At 72.1% G+C, this 22,689-nt stretch carries 18 protein-coding genes and 2 pseudogenes; 14 read left to right on the top strand and 6 right to left on the bottom strand.

Features of this window, described 5'->3' with window-relative positions; genetic code table 11:
* Nucleotides 1-264: 264 nt before the first annotated feature.
* Complete coding sequence (locus tag AB5J49_RS34665; protein WP_369172792.1) at nt 265-543, top strand: hypothetical protein; 279 nt, start codon at nt 265-267, stop codon at nt 541-543.
* Here the strand turns inward: AB5J49_RS34665 and AB5J49_RS34670 are convergent.
* From AB5J49_RS34670 to AB5J49_RS34680, 3 genes are all read right to left on the bottom strand, one after another.
* The gene (locus tag AB5J49_RS34670) at nt 491-1,255 is read right to left on the bottom strand and encodes an SDR family NAD(P)-dependent oxidoreductase (RefSeq protein WP_369172793.1); all 765 of its coding nucleotides are present in this window, start codon (nt 1,253-1,255) and stop codon (nt 491-493) included. The genes AB5J49_RS34665 and AB5J49_RS34670 overlap by 53 nt on opposite strands.
* A gap of 32 nt (nt 1,256-1,287) precedes the next feature.
* Entirely contained in the window at nt 1,288-2,187 is a 900-nt protein-coding gene (locus AB5J49_RS34675) for an Fpg/Nei family DNA glycosylase (RefSeq protein ID WP_369172794.1), read from the bottom strand.
* Between the two features lie 74 nt (nt 2,188-2,261).
* Entirely contained in the window at nt 2,262-7,274 is a 5,013-nt protein-coding gene (locus AB5J49_RS34680) for an ATP-dependent helicase (protein ID WP_369172795.1), read from the bottom strand.
* Between the two features lie 252 nt (nt 7,275-7,526).
* Here AB5J49_RS34680 and AB5J49_RS34685 point away from each other — a divergent pair.
* The 3 genes and pseudogenes from AB5J49_RS34685 to AB5J49_RS34695 all read left to right on the top strand — a co-directional run.
* Nucleotides 7,527-8,363: pseudogene (locus tag AB5J49_RS34685) on the top strand (AraC family transcriptional regulator); the annotation flags it as partial.
* A gap of 25 nt (nt 8,364-8,388) precedes the next feature.
* Nucleotides 8,389-9,120: an AzlC family ABC transporter permease gene (locus AB5J49_RS34690; protein ID WP_369172796.1), complete on the top strand. Its 732-nt coding sequence runs from the start codon at nt 8,389-8,391 to the stop codon at nt 9,118-9,120.
* Nucleotides 9,117-9,425, top strand: coding sequence for an AzlD domain-containing protein (locus tag AB5J49_RS34695; RefSeq protein ID WP_369172797.1), 309 nt, complete (start codon nt 9,117-9,119; stop codon nt 9,423-9,425). The genes AB5J49_RS34690 and AB5J49_RS34695 overlap by 4 nt, the downstream gene beginning before the upstream one ends.
* Nucleotides 9,426-9,431: 6 nt before the next feature.
* Here AB5J49_RS34695 and AB5J49_RS34700 read toward each other — a convergent pair whose 3' ends face one another.
* Complete coding sequence (locus tag AB5J49_RS34700; protein ID WP_369172798.1) at nt 9,432-10,376, bottom strand: hypothetical protein; 945 nt, start codon at nt 10,374-10,376, stop codon at nt 9,432-9,434.
* A gap of 287 nt (nt 10,377-10,663) precedes the next feature.
* On the opposite strand from AB5J49_RS34700, the pseudogene AB5J49_RS34705 reads away from it, so the two are divergent.
* Nucleotides 10,664-10,985: pseudogene (locus AB5J49_RS34705) on the top strand (transposase); the annotation flags it as partial.
* Nucleotides 10,986-11,024: 39 nt separating this feature from the next.
* On the opposite strand, the gene AB5J49_RS34710 reads toward AB5J49_RS34705, so the two are convergent.
* Complete coding sequence (locus tag AB5J49_RS34710) at nt 11,025-11,714, bottom strand: hypothetical protein (RefSeq protein WP_369172799.1); 690 nt, start codon at nt 11,712-11,714, stop codon at nt 11,025-11,027.
* 155 nt (nt 11,715-11,869) lie between these two features.
* On the opposite strand from AB5J49_RS34710, the gene AB5J49_RS34715 reads away from it, so the two are divergent.
* From AB5J49_RS34715 to AB5J49_RS34745, 7 genes are all read left to right on the top strand, one after another.
* A complete protein-coding gene (locus AB5J49_RS34715; protein ID WP_274244098.1) occupies nt 11,870-12,046 on the top strand; it encodes a hypothetical protein in 177 nt (58 codons plus the stop codon).
* A gap of 176 nt (nt 12,047-12,222) precedes the next feature.
* A complete protein-coding gene (locus AB5J49_RS34720) occupies nt 12,223-12,573 on the top strand; it encodes a hypothetical protein (RefSeq protein ID WP_369172800.1) in 351 nt (116 codons plus the stop codon).
* Nucleotides 12,567-14,021, top strand: coding sequence for a hypothetical protein (locus AB5J49_RS34725; RefSeq protein WP_369172801.1), 1,455 nt, complete (start codon nt 12,567-12,569; stop codon nt 14,019-14,021). Before AB5J49_RS34720 ends, AB5J49_RS34725 begins: the two co-directional genes overlap by 7 nt.
* A 5-nt stretch (nt 14,022-14,026) precedes the next feature.
* Nucleotides 14,027-14,284 (top strand): actinodefensin-associated protein B, encoded by a 258-nt coding sequence (gene adfB / locus AB5J49_RS34730; RefSeq protein WP_369172802.1) that lies wholly within the window; start codon nt 14,027-14,029, stop codon nt 14,282-14,284.
* A 6-nt stretch (nt 14,285-14,290) separates the two neighbouring features.
* Nucleotides 14,291-15,082, top strand: coding sequence for a hypothetical protein (locus tag AB5J49_RS34735; protein WP_369172803.1), 792 nt, complete (start codon nt 14,291-14,293; stop codon nt 15,080-15,082).
* Nucleotides 15,072-17,327, top strand: coding sequence for an alpha/beta hydrolase family protein (locus AB5J49_RS34740; protein ID WP_369172804.1), 2,256 nt, complete (start codon nt 15,072-15,074; stop codon nt 17,325-17,327). The genes AB5J49_RS34735 and AB5J49_RS34740 overlap by 11 nt, the downstream gene beginning before the upstream one ends.
* Nucleotides 17,328-17,330: 3 nt before the next feature.
* Nucleotides 17,331-19,295, top strand: coding sequence for an ABC transporter ATP-binding protein (locus AB5J49_RS34745; protein WP_369172805.1), 1,965 nt, complete (start codon nt 17,331-17,333; stop codon nt 19,293-19,295).
* Between the two features lie 21 nt (nt 19,296-19,316).
* On the opposite strand, the gene AB5J49_RS34750 is transcribed toward AB5J49_RS34745, so the two are convergent.
* A complete protein-coding gene (locus tag AB5J49_RS34750; RefSeq protein ID WP_369172806.1) occupies nt 19,317-20,249 on the bottom strand; it encodes an ArsR/SmtB family transcription factor in 933 nt (310 codons plus the stop codon).
* 526 nt (nt 20,250-20,775) lie between these two features.
* On the opposite strand from AB5J49_RS34750, the gene AB5J49_RS34755 reads away from it, so the two are divergent.
* A complete protein-coding gene (locus tag AB5J49_RS34755; RefSeq protein WP_369172807.1) occupies nt 20,776-20,970 on the top strand; it encodes a DUF3046 domain-containing protein in 195 nt (64 codons plus the stop codon).
* A 60-nt stretch (nt 20,971-21,030) separates the two neighbouring features.
* Nucleotides 21,031-22,302 carry an AI-2E family transporter gene (locus AB5J49_RS34760; RefSeq protein ID WP_369172808.1) on the top strand — a complete coding sequence of 424 codons (1,272 nt, stop codon included), beginning with the start codon at nt 21,031-21,033 and terminating at the stop codon, nt 22,300-22,302.
* Nucleotides 22,303-22,689: the final 387 nt, after the last annotated feature.

Below are 22,689 nucleotides of genomic sequence, written 5' to 3' on the forward strand. Positions count from 1 at the left end.
GCGCGTGTGACCACGCGCTGAAGGAGTTGTGTGAGGCCCCGGCCAGGGCTTCTCCAGGGAGACCTGGGGGAGTGCGGTCGGGGTTTCGTGCTGTACGGGCTCTTTCGGAGTCCGTTTGCCGGTATGTGAGGCGGCGGTCATGGTGGAGGGTGTGACGGCGCCTGACGCGCTGTGACGACGTTGGCCCGCGCTGCATCCGTGTGCCGTTGGTGCGCCCTCCCGGCGGGTGAACGGGCGGCCTAGCCTCGGGCTGGAGGTGAGTGGATGGCACGGCCGATAGCGCGCTGGGGGGCGGCCCTCGGGCTCGGGGCGCTGTGGTGGTGGGCCGTGCTGCGGCTCGCGCTGGCGCCGGACGCAGGGCTGCTGGAGGGGGCCGTCGCCACCGGAGGGTGGGGGCTGAGCCTGTTGCCGGTGCACTGTGTGCCGAAGGCGCGGGCCGCGGGTGCCGTCGACCCGCGGCGGTGGAAGGAAGCCTGGCGGGCGGGGCGGGCTACCACGGCATCGCCACACCGCCGTTCGGACGCAGGATCTGCCCCGTCGTGAAGGCCGAGGCGTCGGATGCCAGGTGCAGCACGGCGTGGGCTATGTCCTCCGGTTCGCCGACCCGGCCCAATGGCGACATCCGGGCCATGAACGCCTCGGTCTGTTTCTGCGCCGCGGTGTCGTGGCGGTCGGTCATGGGGGTGCGGATCCAGCCCGGGGCGACCGCGTTGACGCGGATGCCGTGTGGGCCCATCTCCGTCGCCAGTGTCTTCGTCAGCTGCACCACCGCTGCCTTGGCCGCGCCGTAGCAGAGCAGGCCGGGGCCGCCGGTGTCGACGGCGCCGGAGGTCATGGTGACGATGCTGCCCTTCGTGTGCTGCGCGAGCATCGCGCGGGCGGCCTCCTGGCAGGCGTACAGCACGCCCTTGAAGTTGACGTTCAGTACCCGGTCGAGATCCTCGTCTCGGGTCTCCAGGACGGGGCTGCTGTGCATGATCCCGGCGACCGCGGCCATCACGTCGAGCCGCTCGCAGGCGGCGACGGCTCGGCGGAGCTGTTCCCGGTCGGTCACGTCCAGGTGGTGGGTGCGGGCGGTGCCGCCGCTCGCCTTGATCAGGGTCGCCGTGTCGTGCAGGCCCTGTGCGTCGCGGTCGGCGCAGTGCACCGCGGCGCCGGCTTCGGCGAGCAGGACGGCCGAGGCGCGGCCGATGCCGCTGGCGGCACCGGTGACGAATGCGGTGCGTCCGGTGAGGTCGTACGCCTTCACGGGCATGAAGGGACGGTACGAGAATTTCTGACGGGGCGTCAATTAGTCGGGCGGTGCTGAGTTCTATGCGACGAGGCCGCGGCATGTGTTGCGCTCGGGGCCGGGCCCGCCTGGCAGTTCGGGCACCAGTAGGTGGGGCGCTCGCGGGTGCCGTCGCCCTGGTCGGCCACACGGATCGGGGTGTTGCAGCGCAGGCAGGGGCGGTTGGCGCGGCCGTACACGAAGAGGTCCTGGCCGCGGCGGCCCGTCGTACTGCGGATCGGGCGGTCGCGGTTGGCTTCCAGGAGCTTCTTGGCGAGTACGGGCAGTTGGGCGGTGTGTTCGGCGGGGAGTGCGGCTAGGGGGAGCCAGGGGGTGACGCGGAGCAGGAAGCAGAGCTCGCTCTTGTAGACATTGCCGATGCCGGCGAGGTTGCGCTGGTCCAGCAGGGCCTCACCGAGGGGGCGGGCGGGGTCCGTGAGGAGGTTGGCGAGGGCGTGGTCGGGGTCCCAGTCCGGGCCCAGGAGGTCGGGGCCGAGGTGGCCGACGGCACGGTGCTCTTCGGTGGTGCGCAGGAGGTCCAGGACGGGGAGGCGGTAGCCGACGGCCGTGCGGGCGGGGTGGGGTGCGGTCGCGCTTGCGGGGTCGGTGTCGGCTGCGGAGGCGGGGGCGGCGGCGAGGATCACGCGGATCTGGTGGGCGGGGCCGCCTGTCCAGCGCTGCTGGTCGGCGTAGACCTTCCAGGAGCCTTCCATGCCGAGGTGCGAGTGCACGGTGAGGCCGCCCTCGATGCGGGTGAGGAGATGTTTGCCGCGTGGGGTGACGTCCAGGACGGTGCGGCCCGTGAGGTCGACCGTGGCGTACTTCGGTACCCGGAAGTCGGTGCGGGTCAGCGTCTTGCCCGCGAGCGCGGTGTGGAGCCGTCTCGCGGTCTGCCAGACCGTGTCGCCTTCGGGCATGGGTCAAGGGTGGCATGGGGTGGGGCGAGGTGGGGGTGGGGTGCGGGCCAGGGTGGCTGGGCTGCGGTTTGGGATCAGGCGCGTAGGCGTAGGCCTCGGGGCGTCGCGATGAAGCCTGCTCCTTCCAGGAGGGTGCCTGTGGGGGAGGTCAGGGCCGAGGCGCCGTTCACGCGCTCTACCGTGACCGTGCCGAGGGAGCCCGCGCGGGCGGCTGCGGCGAGGGCCTGCGCTGCCGCGAGCAGGCGGGGGTCTTCGGTGGGTTCGGTGTCCGGGGCCGAGGGCCAGGCCAGCAGCGTCTTGCCGCCGCGCTCCATGTAGAGGGTCAGCTCGCCGTCGACGAGCACTACGAGGGAGCCCGCCTTGCGGCCTGGCTTGTGACCGGCGCCGGTAGGAGGCTCCGGCCAGGCGAGGGCGGCGCCGTACGCGTTCGCCGGGTCGGCGGCGGCGAGGACGACGGCTCGGGTGTCGGCGGCGGGGCGGGTACGGCGGGAGGCGAATCCGGGGCTTGAGCCGGGGCCGGGGCTGTACGGGGGGCCGCCGTTGTGCCAGGCGGGGCCTTGGGGGGTGCGTGGGCCGTGCTGGGGGGCCGGGTCGCGGGGGGAGACGTAGTCGCCGGGGCCGAGGTGGGCGTCCAGGAAGTCGTGGTCGAGGTCGGGGATGTCGTAGGCGGGGGTGCCGTCCGGGTTGTCGTACGTGGCGGTGTTGCCCTGGTCGGCCGTGGGGTGGGTGGTCTTGTCGGCGCCAGTGGTGCCGAAGCTGCCCAGGGCGCTGTACTCGTCCGGTGCGCCGAAGCCGTCGGGGGCGCCACTGGGGTCGAGGGTGCCCGGGCCGGGCAGGCCTTCGCCTCGGTCGCGGGCGTTGGCCACCGCGCGGAGGCGGTCGACCGCGCCGTCCATCGCGAACTGGGCGGCGCCGAGCCCTTCGACCACGTAGCCGCGGCGTGCCTGGCCGCTCTCCTCGAAGGCGGACAGGATGCGGTACGTCGCCGAGAAGCCGCCCTCGACGCCTTCCGCGGAAACCGCTCCCCGGGTCACCACACCGTGTCGGTCGAGGAGCGTGCGGGCCAGGGCGTGGGCGCGCACGGTGGGGTCGGGTTCGTGCGCCGGGAGCAGGGACCAGCGGCCGACGACGGTCGGCGGGCCGGTGCGGGACGCGGGGCGTGCCGCGGCCGTGAGGGAGCCGTAGCGGCCGCGCGGGACCGTGCGCTTGGCGCGGTGGGCGGTGGAGCCCGCGGTGCGGCCCGAGCCCAGCAGGGAACGCATCGGTGCGAGCGTGTCGTTGGTCAGGCGGCCCGACCAGGCCAGGTCCCAGAGGGCGTCGGCGAGTTGGGGGTCGGTGACGTCGGGGTGGGTGGTGGCGCGGACCTGGTCGGTGATCTGGCGGAAGAACAGGCCGTAGCCACCGGACAGGGCGTCCAGGACGGACTGGTGCAGTGCCGTCAGCTCCAGGGGGTGGGGCTGCGGCAGGAGCAGGGGCGCCGCGTCCGCCGTGTAGAGGGAGACCCAGCCGTCCTTGCCGGGGAGCGAGCCCGCGCCGGCCCAGACGATCTCGCCGGCTGCGGTGAGTTCGTCGAGCATCGCGGGGGTGTAGTTCGCGACGCGGGACGGCAGGACGAGCTTCTCCAGGGCGGACGCGGGCACGGACGCGCCCTGCAACTGCTCGATGGCGCGGACCAGTCCGTCGATGCCGCGCAGCCCGTGGCCCTTGCCGATGTGCTGCCACTGGGGCAGGAACTGCGCGAGTGCGGCCGGTGGCACCGGCTCCAGTTCATGACGCAGAGCGGCGAGGGACCGGCGGCGGAGGCGGCGCAGCACCGCCGCGTCGCACCACTCCTGGCCGATGCCGGCCGGGTGGAACTCGCCTTGTACGACCCGTCCGTTCGCCGCCAGCCGCTGGAGGGCGCCCTCCGTGATGGCCGCGCCCAGGCCGAAGCGGGCCGAAGCCGTGGCCGACGTGAACGGACCGTGGGTGCGGGCATAGCGCGCGAGGAGGTCGCCGAGCGGGTCCTTGACCGGCTCGGTGAAGGCCTCGGGGACGCCGACCGGCAGGGCCGTGCCGAGAGCGTCGCGCAGGCGGCCCGCGTCCTCGATCGCCGCCCAGTGGTCGGTGCCCGCGAGGCGGACCCTGATCGCGCGGCGGGCGGCGGCCAACTCCTGGGCCCAGTGCGGTTCGGCGCCCCGCTCGGCCAGCTCGGCGTCGGTGAGCGGGCCGAGGAGACGGAGGATGTCGGCGACGCCTTCGATGTCCTTGACGCGGCGGTCCTCGGTGAGCCACTGGAGCTCCTGTTCCAGCTCGGTCAGCACCTCGGCGTCGAGCAGCTCGCGCAGCTCCGCCTGGCCGAGCAGCTCGGCCAGCAGCCGCGAGTCCAGTGACAGCGCGGCGGCGCGGCGCTCGGCGAGCGGGGAGTCCCCCTCGTACAGGAACTGGGCGACGTACCCGAAGAGGAGGGAGCGCGCGAAGGGCGACGGCTCAGGGGTGGTGACCTCGACGAGGCGCACCTTGCGGGACTCGAGGTCGCCCATGAGCTCGGTCAGTCCGGGGACGTCGAAGACGTCCTGGAGGCATTCGCGCACTGCCTCCAGGACGATCGGGAAGGAGCCGAACTCGCTGGCCACCTGCAGCAGTTGGGAGGCGCGCTGGCGCTGCTGCCACAGGGGGGTGCGCTTGCCGGGGTTGCGGCGCGGCAGCAGCAACGCGCGGGCGGCGCACTCGCGGAACCGGGACGCGAACAGCGCCGAGCTGCCCACCTGGTCGGTGACGAGCTGGTCGACGTCGCCCTTGTCGAAGACGACGTCCGCCGCACCGACGGGCGCCTGGTCGGCGTCGTACTCCGTGCCGGCCTTGGTCGGTTCCTGGTCGAGGAGGTCCAGGCCCATGAGGTCGGCGTCGGGCAGGCGCAGCACGATGCCGTCGTCGGCGTGCATGACCTGCGCGTCCATGCCGTACCGCTCGGAGAGCTTCGCGCCGAGGGCGAGTGCCCAGGGGGCGTGGACCTGGGCGCCGAAGGGGGAGTGCACGACGACGCGCCAGTCGCCGAGTTCGTCGCGGAAGCGCTCGACGACGATGGTGCGGTCGTCCGGGACGTGGCCGCAGGCCGCGCGCTGCTCGTCGAGGTAGGACAGCACGTTGTCGGCCGCCCAGGCGTCCAGGCCGGCGGTCAGGAGGCGGAGGCGGGCGTCCTCCTTGGACAGCGAGCCGACCTCGCGCAGGAACGCGCCCACCGCGCGGCCCAGTTCGAGCGGGCGGCCCAGCTGGTCGCCCTTCCAGAAGGGAAGCCTGCCCGGTACGCCCGGGGCGGGGGAGACCAGGACGCGGTCGCGCGTGATGTCCTCGATACGCCAGGAACTGGTGCCGAGCGTGAAGACGTCGCCGACGCGGGACTCGTAGACCATCTCCTCGTCGAGTTCGCCGACCCTGCCGCCGCCCTTCTTGGGGTCGGCTCCGGCGAGGAAGACCCCGAAGAGGCCACGGTCGGGGATCGTGCCCCCGGAGGTGACGGCCAGTCGCTGTGCGCCGGGGCGGCCGGTGATCGTGCCGGCGACGCGGCCCCACACCACGCGCGGGCGAAGCTCCGCGAAGGCGTCGGACGGGTAGCGGCCGGCCAGCATGTCGAGGACCGCGGTGAAGGCGGATTCGGGGAGGGACGCGAAGGGGGCGGCTCGGCGGACGGTGGCGAGGAGGTCGTCGAACTGCCAGGTGTCCAACGCCGTCATGGCGACGATCTGCTGGGCGAGGACGTCCAGGGGGTTGGCCGGGACCTTGAGGGACTCGATGGAGCCGGTGCGCATCCGCTCGGTGACCACTGCTGCCTGGACGAGGTCGCCGCGGTACTTCGGGAAGACCACGCCGGTGGAGACGGCGCCGACCTGGTGGCCCGCGCGGCCCACGCGTTGGAGGCCGGAGGCGACGGAGGGGGGTGATTCGACCTGGACGACGAGGTCGACCGCGCCCATGTCGATGCCCAGCTCGAGGCTGGACGTGGCCACCACTGCGGGGAGGCGGCCCGCTTTGAGGTCCTCCTCGACCAGGGCGCGCTGTTCCTTGGAGACCGAGCCGTGATGGGCGCGGGCGATGACCGGGGGTGCGCCCTGGGCCGCGCCCGAGCCTCCCATGAGCTCGGCCGGGGCGTGGTGCTCGTCCAGGGGTTCGCCGGTGGCCCGCTCGTAGGCGATCTCGTTCAGGCGGTTGCAGAGGCGCTCCGCGAGACGGCGGGAGTTCGCGAAGACGATCGTGGAGCGGTGGGCCTGGACGAGGTCGGCGATCCGCTCCTCCACGTGCGGCCAGATCGAGGGGCGTTCCGCGCCTTCGGAGCCGTCGGCGACCGGGGAGCCGCCGAGTTCGGCGAGATCCTCGACGGGGACCACGACCGAGAGGTCGAACTCCTTGCCCGACTTCGGCTGGACGATCTCCGCCTTGCGGCGGGGGGAGAGATAGCGGGCCACCTCGTCGACCGGGCGGACGGTCGCGGAGAGGCCGATGCGGCGGGCCGGCTTCGCGAGGAGCTCGTCAAGGCGCTCCAAGGAGAGTGCGAGGTGGGCGCCGCGCTTGGTGCCCGCCACCGCGTGGACCTCGTCCAGGATCACCGTCTCGATGCCGGTCAGGGCGTCGCGTGTCGCTGACGTCAGCATCAGGAAGAGGGATTCCGGGGTGGTGATCAGGATGTCCGGGGGGCGGGTCGACAAGGCTCGGCGCTCGGCGGGCGGGGTGTCGCCCGAGCGGATGCCGACCTTCACCTCGGGCTCGGGCAGGCCCAGGCGTACGGATTCCTGGCGGATGCCGGTCAGCGGGCTGCGCAGGTTGCGCTCCACGTCGACGGCCAGGGCCTTCAGGGGGGAGACGTACAGGACTCGGCAGCGCTTCTTGGGGTCGGCGGGTGGGGGCGTGGAGGCGAGCTGGTCCAGGGCGGCGAGGAAGGCGGCCAGGGTCTTGCCGGAGCCGGTGGGGGCGACCACCAGCACGTCCGAGCCCTCGCGGATGGCCTGCCACGCGCCTGCCTGGGCTGCGGTGGGCGCGGAGAACGCCCCCGTGAACCAGCCGCGGGTCGCGGGGGAGAAGCCTTGCAGGGCTCGGTGTGCTGAGCTGACCATGCGTCCATCCTGCACCCGGGGACTGACAATGGGCCTGAGCTGGGGAAATGTCGTCGGCTTGGGGGCGGGTGGGGTGTGTGGCGGATGCCTGCGGCGGCCTGCGCGGGTGGGGTGGGGTTCGCGTGGCGCCCGATGGTGCCGTTGTGGGTCGGGGTCGGGGTCGGGGTCGTGCCGGGGCCTCGGCCGGGCCGGTCGCGGTTGGCTGGGTGCACCGCCGCAGCAGCCTGCGGCCGTCGCCAGGAGAATGGGTGCATGGCAGGTTCAGGCGAGCGGGCGCGGCACTGGCGGTACGCCGGGATGCCCGGAGTCGATCTGCTGCGGGCCCGGTACATCCGGAAGACGTTCGTGCGGCACACCCATGAGGACTTTGTGATCGCTGCCATCGCCGATGGTGTGGAGGTCTTTCACTGCCGGGGTGCCGATCAGTACGCGGGGGCCGGTGCCCTGGCCCTGGTCAACCCGGATACGCCGCATACGGGGCGGGCGGGGGGCCCTGAGGGGTGGCGGTACGGGGCTCTCTACCCGTCTCCGGAGGTGGTGGCGGAGATCGCGGCCGAGACCACCGTGATCCGGGGGACGCCGGGGTTCGTCAGGCCGGTGCTGGAGGATCCGTACACCGTGGGGCTGGTTCATCAGGTGCTGCGAGCCGCTGACGAGGGCAACGCACTGGCCGCCGACACCTTGCTTCGGGTCGCCGTGACTCGGCTGCTGCGGTTGAACGGTGGGGCTCTGCCGAAGCGGGAGGTGCGGACTGCGGGGGCCCGAATCGCGGTACGCGCGCGTGAGGTGCTGGAAGGACGGATGACCGAGCCGCCGAGTCTGGAGAAGCTGGCCTCCGATCTCGGCACCGGTCCGTTCGCGTTGCTGCGGGCGTTTCGGGATCTGTATGGGATGCCGCCGCATGCCTGGCTGACGGATGCGCGGATACGGCGGGCTCGGCGGCTGTTGGACGCGGGTGTCTCGCCGGCGGAGGCGGCCCTCGCCGTGGGGTTCACCGATCAACCGCATCTGAACCGGCACTTCAACCGCGTCGTCGGCGTTCCTCCAGGGGCCTACCAGCGGGAGCGCAAGAACGTACAAGACGCCAGGTGACAGCTGTCCTAGCGTCGCGGGCGTGGCAGAACAGAGAACTCTCGCAGACCTCCGCGCGGACGGAGGCAAGCCCGATGCCGTCGTCATACGGGATGCCCTGGGCGTCGGAGTCGCCGTCGGGCTGTCCGGGTTCGCCTTCGGGGTGACGTCGGCGGGCGGCGGGTTCACGCTCGTGCAGACGTGTGCGCTCAGCCTGCTGGTGTTCACGGGAGCGTCGCAGTTCGCGCTCGTGGGGGCGCTCGCGGCCGGCGGTACCCCGCTGACCGCGGCCGCGGGTGCCTTCTTCCTGGGGGTGCGCAACGCCTTCTACGGGCTGCGGCTGTCGCAGTTGCTGAGCCTCCCGCGCGCGGTGCGGCCGTTCGCCGCGCACTGGGTGATCGACGAGACGGCGGCCGTCGCGCTGGCCCAGCCGACGCGGCGCAGCGCGCGGATCGGGTTCGTGGTGACAGGGCTCAGTTTGTACGTGCTGTGGAACCTCACCACGTTGCTCGGTGCGCTCGGGGCAGAGGCAATCGGTGACACCGATGCCTGGGGGCTCGATGTGGCCGGGCCCGCCGTGTTCCTGGCGTTGCTCGCGCCGATGCTGAAATCCGCGGCCGAGCGTGCTGTCGCCGGTCTCGCCGTGCTGCTGGGGTTGGGCTTGTTGCCGGTGCTCCCCGCCGGTGTGCCTGTTCTGGTGGCCGCCCTTGCGGCGCCGGTCGTGCTGTGGGCGGAAGGGCGTCGCAGGGGGGACGTGCGGGAGGGGGAGCGGTGAGCATCTGGGTCGCCATCGCAGTCACCGCGCTGGGCTGTTACGCCGTCAAGCTCGTCGGGCTGCTGGTGCCGGCGGGCACTCTTGAGAAGCCGGTCGTCCGGCGGCTTGCCGCCCTGTTGCCGGTGGCCCTCCTCGCCGCCCTCACGGCCCAGCAGACGTTCGGCGCCGGGCACGCACTGACGCTGGACGCGAGAGCGGCCGGAGTCGCTGCCGCTGCGGTGGCGCTCGTCCTGCGGGCCCCGTTCCTGCTCGTCGTCGCGGCGGCCGTGGTGGTGACGGCCGGCGTGCGGGCCATGGGCGGCTGAGGCGGGTCAGCCGATGTGGCGGCCGTATGCCCTGAGCGTGCGCAGCGCCCTGATCGTCACCAGGGGGCGTGCCTCCAGAGCGGTGCCCGGCGCCCACTGGCGCCAGTTGACCGGCCAGCCTCCGTCCTCGTGCTGTTCGCCGGCGAGGTGGTCGAGGGAGCGGCTCATCTCGTCGTCGGTGAACCACGCGCGCGCGAGGGAGCGCGGGGTCCGTGCGTAGTCGTGCGGGAAGTGGTGCTCGCCGGGGGCGTAGCCGGGTGGGACCGGGTACGCGGCGAGGTCGTCCGGTTCCAGCGCCGCCAGGCGCTGTTCGCGCACCAGGCGGCCCAGGCGGCCGGCGGCTGCCTCCGCGCGCGTGCGATCGGGAGCGGAGTCCAGGAAGGCCACGGCGGCCTCGATCTCGTACGGATGGGACTTCTCCAGGGATTCGACCGCCTGCCAGCAGAAGTCCGTGGCCCGGAACAGCCAGGCGTGCCACACCTCGTTGCGGTGCAGCAGACCGACCACCGGTCCGGTGGCCAGGAGTGAGCTGGGCGGGTCGTCCACGATCGGGATGAAGGGGGCCGCGGGGTAGCCGCGCTGGCTGGGATGGATCGCCGGGAGGGCGCCGTCCATGGTGGAGACCGAGGTGAGGTAGCGGCATACGCGATCCATGCGCTGCCCGCCGCAGCGCTCGATGGCGTCCAGGACGTGCAGTGCGTGGCCGGTGTGCAGTGGCTGGCTGACCGGGCCGCGCAGATCGGGCTCCAGCGCGTGGCCGTACCCGCCGTCCTCGTTGCGGTAGGCGTCCAGCGCGGTCTCCACCGCGTCGGCGGCGCCGTTCAGGAAGTGGTACGCGAAGAGGCGCTGTTCCAGCACGCGCGCGGTGAGCCAGACGAACTGCTCGGCGCGGAAGAGCGGGGAGTGCGCCGGGGGCGTCGGGGGGAGTGGGGAAGCTCCTGTTTCGGCCATGCGTCAGACCGTAGGGCGGAAAGCGGTCTCGGCAAGCGGTCCCGGCGCAGGCCCACTCTCAGGGGCGGGATCCTGGACGCATGCGGTTGACGGTCAGCAGGAGGGACACGGTGGGGGGTTGTGGGCTCGGGATGAGGCAGGCGTGCGGTCGGCCCATTGGTTCATCGCCGGAAACGATCTTCTCCAGCGCGAGATACGCGCTGGTTGCGACTTCCGCCAGTGCCCCATGACAACGCGTCGGCTCAGCCGATCCGGCGGACCGGAGCAGCCGGGCGCCGCCTGCCCGGCTTCCTTGGCCTGGGCCCCTGCTCGGTGCTCGGGTGCCCGCCGGGACCGGCGACGACCGCAGCCGCTTCACCGACGCCAGAGCATCGAAGTCCTACGCCGGCTCCGCTCCGATCACCCGCGCCTCCGGCAGGAAACGCCACGTCGGCCGCCGTTGCGGACACGGAGACCGGCACGCTGCCGCACGGCGCCAGCTGCTGAACCGCTGCCTCGGCCGACTCCACCATTGCCTGCGGACCCGGCAGCTTCTTCAGCTTCTTCGATGAACCGTGCGCCTTCGCACCGCCGGCATCACCTCTCCAAGCCGGAGTCACTTCGAGGTGATGGTGGGACGCCGCCGACCGCGCCGCTCGTCCGGCAGGCCTATCTCGCCTTGTGCAGCAGGGCCGCGACGAGGGCGGCGGTTTTCTCGCCTGCTCGCTGCTTGATCAGACCTTCCTTGGCAGCGGCGCGAATCCGGACCTCCGAGCTGTTCTGCCCGCCTTTCGACACCAGCGCCGTCACCACTACAGGATTCATGCCGCCGACACCGCCGCGCGCGACGACACGGATGGTCTCTTCGTCCCTGCCAGGGGCGACGTGCATGTTCTCGACCGCTCGCCCCACCTGATGGAGCATGCTCGAGACGCGCTCCACGGCGTCGTCGAACGGCAACGGGATGACGAGGTCGATCTCATGGACGTTCTTCTTCATGAGCATGGCCACCCACCGGACCAGGCGACCGCTGCCCCCACTCACAGCACCCAGAGCCCCAAGCTCATCAGCCAGGATCTGGTCCTCACTCCGGTCCACGCGCCCCCCATACGACTCGATCGCTCCCTGGCCCGACCGCCCGCAGGCGTCCCGGACAGGCTCAGTCATCCACGTCGGCACACCATGCTGACGTATCCCGGGCCAGCAGTCATGGACACCGTGCTTCACTCCCGAACGGACAGGCAACTGCATGCGGAAGCGGAGCGCACCGAGGACGCCCTCCGGCGACTGCACGGCAAACATCATCGAATGCGCGGAAAACAGGCCCTGGCAGGGGGCGTGCAGGGCCTGTTCTTTCACGGTTCCAAATTCCTTGAAATGCTTGAGTAAATAGATTCTTTATGCGGCATCGGTGAATATCCGAAAGAGCCTTGAAGGCCACTGATGAATGTGGTTCTGTCGGATTCAAGAGGTTGGCCGACCGGTCATCCGTTAATCCCGAGTTGGGAGATGTCATGTCTGTGACGTCACTGTCCGAGCGACTCGCCGGCAATGGACTGCAGCAGCATCTGCACGCGGAGGCGACGGCTGTGGAAGAGGGCTGCATTCCGCGCTATGAGTCGTGCGCCTGGGACTCTCAGTGCTGCCACGGCCTGATCTGCGAGTGGTTCCACTGCTACCTGCAGGGCTGACAGCCGGCGGATGAGTGCCCCCGTCGGGGAGGCGGACCCGGAACAGGTCCGCCGCCCCGGCGGGGTCGGGACGACCGTGAGGGGGGCACGACGGCCCCACTCCACCACCGCGGCAGCCTGGGGGCAGCGGAATGCTGAGACTGTGGAAAGCGGCGCGGACGGCACGGGAGTTCGTGTTGTCCGCCCGGCGTGACGGCGGTACATACGAACTGGAATGGCCGCACGCGCAGCGGAACTTCGGTGCGGCAGCGCGCGGCGCGCCGTCCGCGGTGGCCCGTCTGCGAATGGCCGAAAGAATACTCATGGGTTTCCTCGACCCGGTCGAGGATGCATTGTTCGTGGCCGCGGGCCTGATTTCGCTCGGATATCCGGCCTCCTTTCATATCGGCCGGGAAACGGCCCCCGTCGTGGCACCGGGGGGCTTCTACGCCTGGGTGCAGTGCGCCGGCGCCGTGGTGAGCACATCGCTGCCCGTCCGGGAGGAGTACACCGAGGTGCTGTGCGCAGGGGAGGGAGCATCGTGCTGAAGGTCGTGACCACGGACCGGCACGACGCCGAGACCGCGCCCGTGGGGACCCGGGGCTTGGCGCTGGAACGGCGGGGGATCGGCGAGAAAGACGTGTACTACCGCGTCGGTCCCGGGCGGCTGGAGTGGAGCGAGGACCCCGCGGACCTCGCCGGTGGAAGTGACGGGCAGCTGCCCGACAGGCACCTTCCCGCACCGGGCACCCTGCTTGCCCTGGTCCACGGTCTGGCTCCGCCCCCGGACGCCACACCACTGCCGGGGGTCCGCCGTCTGGCGCTGGGCACAGCGGTGCACGTGGGACCCGGTGGGGTCACCGTCTCCCGCCGACGCCCGCCCCTGCCGGCCGAGTCGGGCAGTCTCCTGGGGGCGGTCGCCGACGTCCTGGCCGCCGCGCCCGAGGGCTATGCCATCGCCTACGGCGGTGGACTGTCGTCCGCCTTCCTCGCGGTTGCCGCGCTGGCCGTCGGCCACCGACCGCAACTGGTCCACGCCGACCTGGGTCTGCCCGGCTTCCGCCCGGCCCCGGCCGCCGTTCGCGGGCTGGACGTCCGGCGGGTACCGATCGACGTGTTCGACCTGCTCGACCACCACCGGGCCCCCCTCGGCGGGCTGACGCCGACCCTGCCCGACGTGGAGTTCCCGCGCAGGCTGGCCGCCGCGCTGTCCTCCGCGACAGGACGGCCGCTGGCTTCGGCCGCCCTCCTGGAGGACCTGTCCGCCGCCAAACTGTCCGACCTCGACATGGGACACCGCGACTGGCGGCTCCTGACCTGCGAACCGTTCCACCTCTCCGGTGTGCTGCCCTCCCTGCGGGAGGCCGCCGACCTGCTGGCGCAGGGTGTGGTGCGCAGCGATCGGCCCGACGCGGGCGCCCCTGAGGACGCCCAGCCTCTCGACGGGCCTCCTCCGCCTCCCCCGCTCGGCAGGCGCGACCTGCCGGTGATGACGCCGCAGGGCCGCGTCGCCCTGCAGACGACCCAGCAGGCATCCCTGTCCGTCTGGAAGGACCATCTGGATTTCCTGGGCCCGCTGCTGGGCCGTGCCGACGCCGGGGTGACCGAACGGGTGCCCCGGGACAGCCTGGTCCTTCCGGCCCTCGATCCGTCGGTGCTGGGGGCACTGGAGGTCCTGCCCCCCGAACGGCTCGGCCGCGTCTCCCGGGGGCTGTTCCGCAACAACGGGCCGCTGGTCGCGGCGGTCGCCCGGCACCGGGTGCGTGGGCTGCGACGCGCCTCGTCGTCGTTCGACCTCAGGCTCGCGGCAGCCGCGTATCTGCATCGCGAACGCGCCAAGATCATCGATGAGCTGGAGCGGGAGAGCGCCCTGGCGGACATGGGGGTGATCGACCCGGGGGCGGTGGCCGGTCTGCTGAGGAGCGGCCCCGGCCGCGCGGACCACGCCCTGCCGCTGCTCCGACTGCTCTGGATCGACCGATGGCTGAAGGGCTGACCGCCATGACCGCTCCCGCAAGGAACCCCTCCGGGCGCTTCGTCCTCGGACCCCGAGTACGGCTGACGTGGCTGCCCTTCGGGGGCGCGGTCCTGCTGAACGAGAAGACCCTCGCCCTTGCCGAATGCGTCGAGGAGGACGCCGCGGTGATGGGGCGCCTGTTGGCGGGCGAACGGCCCGACCCCGGCGACCCGGACGTACGGCGAGTGGTCCGCGACCTGTTGACATCCCAGTGGCTCGTCGTCACCGACGAAGCGAAGTGAGGTCCCATGCCATCCCGACTTCCGCAGGCGGCACTGGCCGCACTGGCCGGACCGCTGCTCGTCGGCGGTGCCGCGAAACTCCTCACCCCCGCGTCCCGGCTGGCGTGGCCGTACCGCAAAGGACCCCTGCGCGCGCCGCTCGGGCCCCGTCTGGCGGGCGGTGCGGAACTGGCCGCGGCGGCCTCGCTCGTCCTGCTGCCCGGCCGCGCGGCTCCGGCCACCGCCGTGGTCACCTACGGCACGCTGACCGCCGTGGCGCAGTCCCTGGACGGACAGCGCTGCGCGTGCTTCGGAGCCGCCCGCCTGGCGACCGTGGGCCGAGCGCACATCGGTGCCAATGCCCTGGGCAGCGCCCTGGCGGCCACTCTGCTCGCCTGCGAGCTGCCTGCCCGGCCCCGGCTGCGCGGGGCGACCGCCGCGCTGGCCGCCACCGTGACGGCGGCCGCCGTACTCTTCGCCGACCGGCAAAGGGCACAAGGTGCGGCGGATGCGGTGGAACGCTGCGAGCAGGCGGTGGCCGCCGTACGGCTGTACGTCTCGGACAACTGCCCCGCGTGCCGGGCGCTCAAGCAGCTGCTCGGTGCGATGGAGCCGGTGCGCCAGGACCGCGTCACCCTGACGGTGGTCGGCAGCGGCAGCGAACTGCCGCCGGAGATGGCGGACATGTCGGTGCCGTGCGCCCTGCCGGTCGACGCGGCGGGCGACCCCGTCTGCTCGCCGGTTTCCGGGATCGGGGCGGTCAAGGCCCTGATCGACACCATCGTCATCGCCGGGGCGGACGCGCCGCATGCCGCCTGAACCCCTGGGGTCCGCCGTCCTCGCCCGGCCCGGCGGAGCCGCATACGACACCGTGCGCTCGCGGACCGTGCTCTTCCGGCCGGATCTGTCCGTCTGGGCCGTACTCGGCTCCGCCGCACGGTCTTCCGTGGCCGACCACAACCCCCGGACCGTCCACTGGCGGGACCTGCCGGTGGATCCCGGCCTGGCCGGTGTCGCGCCGACACGTGCCCGGCACGCCGACGTGGAGATCGGCGGCATGCCCGGATCGCCTCCCTGGCGGCTGCCGCTGCGGACGGTCCTGTCCGCGGGGCTCGCCTGGCATCCCCGGCTCCCCCTCGTCGCGGGCCTCGTCCAGCAGGGCGACGGCCTGCACCCGTGGAGCGCCGACTACGCGACCCGCCGACTGACCGTCCACCAAGGGGTGCGGGCCGCGCTGTCCCTGGTCTCCCGCCGCCCGGGCCGATCGGCCCTCGCATGGTGCGCGGACGGGCAGTCGGCCCTTCTCGCGCTGCCCGCTCTCGTGGCGACCGACCTGACGGACGAGGGCGGCCGGGGCCGGGCGTGGAGTCCGATGGTGTACGAGGCCGCCGGACCGGGTCATGTCGCCTTCGTTCCCGGTCACGCCGAACTCCTGCGCCTGGCCGGCGCCTCGGTGTCCGTGGTCGACCCGGCCACTGGAGCCCTGCGCACGCTGACCCCGCCGTTGCTCGTGGGAGGACTGGAAGCCTCTCCGAGTGGACGGCGTCTCCTCGTCGAGCACAGCACCGCGGCCGACAGCGGCTCGGCGCGGCGGCCGACGGGATCCGGCGACGGGCTCGTCTGGTCTCGCGCCGTACTGCGGACCGACAACGGCTCATGGACGGCCGTACGGGCAACCACCCGCTGGGCCACGGGCCACGACGCGGACACGACCGCTTCGAGCACGGTCGTCGCGGGCGGCACGGCCATCGAGCTGCGCACGCTGTCCGACGGCGCAGGTCCTCCCGCGGCCCAGGAGCGGGCCTCGGCTTCCGGACTGACGGTCACTCATGACGTCGACGATCCGCCCGTGTGGTGGCACTGCCTGACGGTGGGCGGCGAGCCGGCCGTCGTGAGCCGCCACCGCGCGTCGCTTCGCCTGCGCGCCGGTGACGACGACCTCCGAGTGGCGCTGCCGCCGGCACTGGGCAGACTCGGCCCGCAGGCGGCCGGTCACGACGAGGCCGGGGTCGTCATCTCCTGTGTGCAGGACGGCCGGGCCGGGTTCCTCCGGCTGGACCGCGGCGAGCCGGTCGCACGCATCGCGCTCGAACCACCGCGGGAAGAGGGCGACAGCCCCCTCGAATCCAGCTGGGCCACGGTCGAGGACGGTGTCCCCCGCCTCGTCACGCGTCGTGCGGGCCGCTTCGACCGCCACGAGCTGCGCGGCCGTCGCCTGGAGCGGGTGCATGGGACCGTCCCCCCGCCGGTGGGTACGGCACCGTCCCGCACCCGGGGTCGAGCCGTGCCACCGGCGCTCGTCCTGGCCCCGCCGCCGGGAGGGGAGAGCGCCCGGCTGACCCACGTCGACGGCCCGGCCCGAGGAGCGCACACAGCGGCGCAGCTGCTGTGGATCCAGGTGCGCCGCAGCACCGGCGCACCGACGCAGGGCGCGGCAGCGGACGGGGGCGCCCCCGTCCATCTCTCCGGCCTGCGGTCGCGCACCTGGCTGCTCGATCTCCCTCTCGTGTGGACGGCCGACGCCCGGCCGGACGCTGTCCGGCAGCAGATCGTCCATGCGGTCGATCAAGCCGTGGCGATCCTGCGGGAACGGCCCTCGCGGGGCGGCCCCGTCGTGGTCGGCGGCCACAGTTTCGCCGCCACCGTCGCCCTCCACGCCCTTGCCCACTGCCCGTCACTGGCGGGCGCGATAGCGCACAGCGGGTGCTACAACCGGACGCTGACGCCGGAGGGTTTCCAGTACGAGCGGCGTAGCTACTGGCAGGTCCCCGAGCTCTACCGGGCCTTCAGCGCCCTCGACTTCGCCGACCGCCTGACCCGCCCGGTGCTGCTCGTCCACGGCCTCGACGACACCAACGTGGCCACCCCGCCGGACCAGGCGGTGGCCCTGTACCGCGCCGTCGTGGCCACTGGTGGACGGGGCCGGCTCGTTCTCCTGCCGTACGAGGGACACAACTTCCGCCACCGCGAAAGCCTGGAGACCGTGGCGCGGGAGCACGACGCATGGCTGACGGCCTGCGCCGCACTCTGCGACCACCGGGCGGAGAGCCCGGAAAGGACCTGACCAATGGCACGAGCCGATGCGGAGCGCCCTGACGGCCTGGACGCGACCATGGCCGAAACCACGGACGAGACCGGTGAGGAGGCACGGATCAGCACCGCCGACCTGATGCGGGCCAGCGCGTACATGGTGCGTATGGCGTGGCAGGCGGACCGTTCGCGGCTGGCGGGCATCGTCGCGGTGCAGTTGCTGACGGCGGCGGGCCTGGCCGCGCTGGTGCTGGTGCTGCGGGACACGCTGGGAACGGCGTTCTCGCCCGGCGGCGCGGACCGCCCGTCGGGGGACGGGCTGCTCCTCGCGCTGTGCGGGCTGGTGGTGCTCACGTCCGCGGGCGGCATGCTGCGTACGGTCGCGAGCGGCTGGCAGCGGATGCTGACCATGAAGACCGACCGGCACATCATGGCCGCGGTGCTGCGGAGCGCGGCACGGTCGGACCTCGCCCGCTTCGAGGACCCGGCGTTCCACGACCGGCTCCAGCAGGCCGTGTTCGCCTCGAGGTCCCAGCCGGTGATGGTGGTGACGGCCCTGATCGGCGCGCTCCAGGCGCTGTTGAGCATGGCCGCGGTGGGAGCCGCGTTCGCCGTCATGACCTGGTGGCTGCTGCCGTTCACGCTGCTGGCCGTGCTGCCCGTGCTCAAGGCGGCCCGCGACGAGAGGGACGCCGACTACCGTCTGCACGGGCAACTGGCGGAGGGTCGCCGGGCGCGCGAGTACCTCGAGCACCTCCTGGCCGGGCAGGACGCGGCCAAGGAGATCCGCGCCCTGAACCTGGGCGACACCCTGCGCGACCGCTGGAACAGCGGCTACGCCCGGGAAATCGCCAGTACGGCCGCGATGCAGCGCCGGCACACCCGCCGGAAGGTGCTCGCGCGGCTGATCGGTGATGTCCTCTTCGTCGCCGTCATCGGCGGTATGTGGTGGACGGTACGCAGTGGTGGCGTCGCCCTTCCCACGGCGCTGGCGGCGCTGGCGGCGTTGCTGATGCTCGCCACCCGCGTGCAGATGCTCGGCTACCTCTTCAACAACATCGGCGCCTCCGCCGCGTACGTGAAGGACATCCGCTCCTTCACACGGGACGGCGACGGCACGGATCGCGGGCGCGCTGCCGCGGTGCTGGACGGCAGCCGCTCTCCGGCCTCCCCGCCCGCGCGGCCGGCTTTCTCCTCCCTGCGCGCCGACAGGCTCTCCTTCACCTATCCGGGATCCGCCGGGGCCGCGCTGCACGACGTGTCGGTGGAGCTGGGGGCCGGCGAACTGATCGCCGTCGTCGGAGCGAACGGCTCGGGCAAGACGACACTGGCGAAGATCCTCGCCGGCCTGTACGAGCCCGACGGCGGACGCCTGCTGTGGAACGGGCTCGGCGAGTCCCGCCCCGAGCTGCGGCGGGCCGCGACGGCGATGGTCTTCCAGGACTTCGTCCGCTTCAAGCTTCCCGCCCGGGACAACATCGCCTTCGGCCGTCCCGAGGAGCCCGCGGATGTGGACGCCGTCGCCGGTGCGGCGGCCGACGCGGGGGCTCGCGGCGTCATCGAGGGGCTCCCGCTGGGCTACGACACGGTTCTGAGCAAGGAGTTCAGCAACGGCGCCGACCTGTCGCTGGGCCAGTGGCAGCGGCTGGCCCTGGCCCGCGCCTTCTACCGGGACTCGCCCTTCGTCATCCTGGACGAGCCGACGGCCTCCCTCGACCCGCAGGCGGAGGCCGATCTCTTCGGCCGCATCCGCACCCTGTTCGCGGGCCGGACGGTTCTGGTGATCTCCCACCGGTTCTCCAACGTCCGGGACGCCGACCGGATCTACGTCATGGAGTCCGGCCGGGTCATCGAGCAGGGCAGTCACGACGAACTGACCGCGGCCGACGGCACCTACGCCCGACTGTTCAGGCTTCAGGCCGAGGCGTACCAGCGCGGTCGGCGCGGGCAGCGCCGCAAAGGGCCGGCCGACGGAACGGCCGCTGTCGCCGCGCTGCCCTGAGAGCGCCCGGTCGGCGGCGGCTCAGGGGACGAGGGCACCCAGCAACCGTTCGCCGCGCCAGGTCAGCAGCAGCCGCACCTGCTGACCCTGACGCTTGCGCCGGACGAGTCCGGCCGCCTCCAGCAGCTTGCAGTGGTGCGTCGCGGCTCCGGGCGCGCACTGGAGCAGCGCGCTCACCTCTCCCATGGTCAACCCCCGGTGCGCGTGACGCATGACCCGGGCCCGCATATCGCCGAGGACCGCCTCCAGAGGGTCGAGGACACGGTGGTTCGTGGTGGCCGCACCGTCCGCCAGCTCCCGCAGCCCCGGCACCGGGTAGCCGATCCAGGACGGGCCCTTCCCACCGACGCCGAGCACCGCCGCGGTGTTACCGGACACCAGGGGAACGAGCAGGAGCCTGCGGTCGGGCAGGTCCAGCGTGCCCGTGGCGCGCCCCGGCAGCCCCAGCCCCTCCGGGGTTCGGTGGACGCGAGGCCCGAGACCCGTCAGGGCGGTGTCCAGCGTTTCGGTGACCGCGGCGATTCCGATGCGCTCCACCTCACGTTCGAGAAGGTGCCGCGACCGATGCCATACCGGCGCGAACGCCGACCAGATACCCGCCGCCGCATGGACGTAGCCGTCGATGAACGGCGCCGGACGTTCGAGTACGCGCTGCCACGCGTCGGGGATGCCGGCCGGGAACCGCTCGGTCAGTTCGTCGGCGAGTCGCTCCGTGGTGACCGCGGCCGCCCGGTCGAGTTGTGCGGGGACGTCGTCCGTGTCGAGCGGCGACGGGGACAGACAGTCCGGCAGCCACAACCGGTCGCTGCCGCATGCGGGACTCAGTGCCTGGGCCGCGGCGCGCGGACACGCTCGGCGAGCCGCGGACCGCCACTCGGGCGGTACTCCCTGGACGGCCGCGCCGAGGGCATCGGCCAGCAGTGACAGCACCGTCGGCAGAGGCTGACGGCACACGGAAACCTTCAGACTGGCCACGGGCCCCAACCGCAGTATGGACGCGTTCCTCACGTGCTCCCCCGTTTCTCGCAGCAGCCCCTCCGGTCCTCGTCCGAGCCGACCGCTGCCGGAGAAGTCGTGGTCTGTTCGCTGTTGCGGGAACTCAGTCAAGAACACCGGTGGACGGGCGTGAACCTGAGAGGTACGAGGGTGGGCAGCAGCCCGATTCCGATCCCGATTCCGACGGGGAGCAAGTGGGAACCGTCACGCGAGTTCGGCTTCCCCGCCCCGCGTCACACCTACGCCGGCGTCCAGCTCGAAGCCGTCGAGTCGATCGTCTCCCGCCCGCCGGCTCGGGCACGCCGACCCTGGCTTTACTCTGCGTACATACACGCACTTCACGTCCGACGCAGCCAGGCCAGGTCGCGCCGCCATGGATGCTTGGTTCAGCGGGGAGGTGAACTCCCTGAAAACCCCCTGACGGTCGTGCGCGGGCGTGAAAGGTGGGAAACATGCAGGTCAAGGTGTGTATGGAGCGAAATTCATGCGGTTGACGGTCTTCTGGGAGCGGATGGTGGATCACTTCGGTCCGGGATACGCCGACACCTTCGCGCGCGACCACGTGATGGCGGAGCTCGGCGGGCGCACGGTGCACGAGGCGCTGGACGCCGGCTGGGCGGCCAAGGACGTGTGGCGTGTGGTCTGCGCCGTCATGAACGTTCCGGGAGAGAAGCACTGACCGGTCACGTGGATCGCAGGACGGCAGCCGGTTGTCGGTGGCGTGGGCGACACTTGCTCCGTGGCACGTACTGACGAGACCGGGCAGCTCGCCCGGCACGGATCCCCGTTCGGCACGACGCCGCCCAGCCGGCCTCCGGGCGAGGGCGCCGCCGGGTCGGACAGCCGCATGCCTCGCTGGCTGCCGCGGGCCATGGTGCTCGCGCTGGCGCTCGTCGGTGCGTTCCAGTTGGGCAGCTGGGCCTTTCACCAGCTCACCGGGCTGCTGATCAACATCCTCATCGCGTTCTTCCTGGCCCTGGCCATCGAGCCGGCGGTGAGCTGGATGGCCTCGCGCGGCATGCGTCGGGGACTGGCCACCGGCATCGTCTTCCTCGCCGTGATCATCGTGTCCGCCGGATTCGTGACGCTGCTCGGGTCCATGCTCGCGGGCCAGATCATCAAGATCGTCGAGGACTTCCCGAACTACCTCGACTCCCTCATCAACTGGATCAACACGCACTTCCACACCGAACTGCGCCGCGTGGACGTCCAGGAGGGCCTGCTGCGCTCCGACTGGCTGCGCAACTACGTGCAGAACAGCGCCACCGGCGTCCTGGACGTGTCAGCCCAGGTCCTCGGCGGTCTCTTCCAGCTGCTGACGATCACGCTTTTCTCGTTCTACTTCGCCGCGGACGGCCCGCGACTGCGCCGCGCACTGTGCTCCGTACTGCCACCGGCCAGGCAGGCCGAGGTGCTGCGCGCGTGGGAGATCGCCGTCAACAAGACCGGTGGCTACCTGTACTCGCGCGGCCTGATGGCGCTGATCTCCGGCATAGCCCACTACATCCTGCTGGCGAGTCTGGACGTGCCGTATGCGCCCGTGCTCGCCGTGTGGGTCGGCCTGGTGTCGCAGTTCATCCCCACCATCGGCACGTATCTGGCGGGCGCCCTGCCCATGCTGATCGCCTTCACGGTCGATCCCTGGTACGCACTGTGGGTGCTGGTCTTCGTCGTGGTCTACCAGCAGTTCGAGAACTATGTGCTGCAGCCCAAGCTGACCGCGAAGACCGTCGACATCCACCCCGCGGTCGCCTTCGGTTCGGTCGTCGCGGGCACCGCCCTTCTCGGCGCGGTGGGCGCACTGATCGCCATCCCGGCGATCGCCACGCTGCAGGCGTTCCTCGGGGCCTACGTGAAGCGGTACGACGTCACGGACGATCCGCGCGTCCATGGGCACCGCGGACGGGGCGCAGGCGGCAGCCTGTTCGCACGCGCACGTGACCTGTGGGCACCACGGCCGGGGAAGCAGTCCCGGGCAGAGACGGGGAGCTCCGGCGGGAACTCCGCCTGAGCCCCAGCTGCGCGCGACGGGAATCCGGCGACCGTGGTCGGCTTCGGGTTCCGGCCTGGGCGGATCTGGTGGTGGCCGCCCTGTCCCGGCTCGTCGTGGCCGCAGCGCTCCTGCTCGTCCTGTAGCCGGGGCTCGGTACTGGGTGTGCTCGCGGGGCTGCCCGGCGCTGTGAGCGTCGTCGTCTCGTGCGCGAACACCGCGCTCAGTCACAACCTTCACCCCACCTTCGAGGACGACACGTAGCCTCGAAGGTGTCGTGTGGTGCGCTTGACACGAAAATCGAACATCCATTCTCATGGAGGCTCCGGCGAGACGCTCGGCGGGCAGTTCGCCACGGTTTTGATGGAGATGCGCCCGAGTTATCCACAGGCCGGACGGGCGTCGGGG

It is taken from the genome of Streptomyces sp. R28 (assembly GCF_041052385.1).
GTDB lineage: Bacteria > Actinomycetota > Actinomycetes > Streptomycetales > Streptomycetaceae > Streptomyces.